Source organism: Synechococcus sp. R8-2 (assembly GCF_047461715.1).
GTDB lineage: Bacteria > Cyanobacteriota > Cyanobacteriia > Thermostichales > Thermostichaceae > Thermostichus.
The window spans coordinates 1-1,340 of sequence record NZ_JANSHQ010000630.1 but is presented as its reverse complement, the minus strand read 5'-3'; the positions used below and the strand labels follow the sequence as shown (position 1 = coordinate 1,340).

The following is a 1,340-nucleotide window of genomic DNA, read 5'->3' as shown; positions in this document are numbered from 1 at the left end:
TTCAGGAGGTTTTCGTCCTGCAGCAACATGGCCATAGCGCTGTGACGCAGCAGCAACAGCAGATGTCGCCGGCACAGATCCAACACTTGGGGAGAAAGGTCGGGCATCTCCTTTTGCAGGGCATCTAGGGTTTTGCTCACCACCTGGCTCTCCCGTTCCCGCAAAACTCGGTACACATGTTGTCGTTTTGGCCAGCCGAGAACATAGGCCTTCAGATGCTCCAGCTCCTCTGGCTTGAGGTAGCGGGCTTCCGACTCGATCAGCATCTGCTCCAAGGGGCTTACCATCTCGCTTCTTCCGGATGTCGGTGGGTGCTAGGAGACTCAAAACAAGCTGAACAGATCTGCCAAGGTGATCTGTTCTTCTGCCGGCTCGGGTTCTGGTGCTGCCGACAGGGATCCCAGAGAATGCGCAGCCAAACTCAGGGGATCCCCCGCCCAGGGGATGGAGCCAAAATGCTCCCGCACTTGCAGAAAAGGCATTGGCAGAGAGCGCATCTGTAGGGGGCGGTTATCCCAATTTAGACGGGCAAAAAAGCTCTGCACCGAATCCTCTAAAGTAATCTTCCAGGTCATGCCTTAGCTACTCCCTGACCTGAACGCAATTTTTGGGCAATTTCACCAGCACTGGCCCCTTCGTTTAGCCAGAAGGCAGCCGCATCGATGCGATCTTTGCTGCCGAGCAAAAACTTGCAGTAGCTTTCTCCCATGGAGTAGCACTGGATCTCGATGCAGTTCAGTTGCCGTTCCACCATGGTGCTAAAAAAGCCGGCAAATAATCCGGCGTAAAGATGGCAGACAGGTTTACCGACATCCCCCAGGGTGCGGGCCACGGCGGAGTCAAAGAGGTTGATGAAAATAAACCCTTGCCGCCGACTCTCGGTCTCCACCTCCCAGCGCCCCCATCCTTGGGAGGTCAGAGGCCACCACCAGGTTTCCAAGAGAAACATGAGATTACTCTGCTTGGGGTGGCGCCGATATTCCTCCTCAAACCAGCGGGAAAAATGGAGGGCATCGTTGCGTCCCCACTCTCGGCCAATGGTGTACATCAGAGAAGCCGAGGCATCTCCCACTTCTTCCTCCAGGCCCTGCTGTAAACCCAGGATAAAGTCTTCGCTCACCAAGACATTGCGGGCGCCCGTCCAGTCCACAAGGGATCCCTGGGAGAGATTAAAGCGGAAAAAGTCTTCGCGGCTGTAGTGGTTATGCCGTTGGGCGGCAGGCTGAAGAGGTATCTCAATGGGGGCAGTCGTCATGGTTGGGTGAGGAGAGATCAGATTTTTTAACACTCCTTATCATACCCTTCTTAATTGGCATTTTTACCAAAAAACTGGGTCTAAA

At 54.4% G+C, this 1,340-nt stretch carries 2 protein-coding genes and 1 pseudogene; all 3 read right to left on the bottom strand.

The genetic code is table 11. The features are described from left to right. Nucleotides 1–287, bottom strand: a pseudogene (locus NW819_RS13275) (hypothetical protein); the annotation flags it as partial. Nucleotides 288–323: 36 nt separating this feature from the next. Next, nucleotides 324–575 carry a hypothetical protein gene (locus NW819_RS13270; protein WP_414330906.1) on the bottom strand — a complete coding sequence of 84 codons (252 nt, stop codon included), beginning with the start codon at nucleotides 573–575 and terminating at the stop codon, nucleotides 324–326. Next, nucleotides 572–1,255: a V4R domain-containing protein gene (locus tag NW819_RS13265; protein WP_414414032.1), complete on the bottom strand. Its 684-nt coding sequence runs from the start codon at nucleotides 1,253–1,255 to the stop codon at nucleotides 572–574. The genes NW819_RS13270 and NW819_RS13265 overlap by 4 nt, the downstream gene beginning before the upstream one ends. Nucleotides 1,256–1,340: the final 85 nt, after the last annotated feature.

Bases quoted from the DNA above. Each gene is read 5' to 3' on its own strand.
- NW819_RS13270 (WP_414330906.1), bottom strand. From the start codon at position 575: ATGACCTGGAAGATTACTTTAGAGGATTCGGTGCAGAGCTTTTTTGCC.
- NW819_RS13265 (WP_414414032.1), bottom strand. From the start codon at position 1,255: ATGACGACTGCCCCCATTGAGATACCTCTTCAGCCTGCCGCCCAACGG.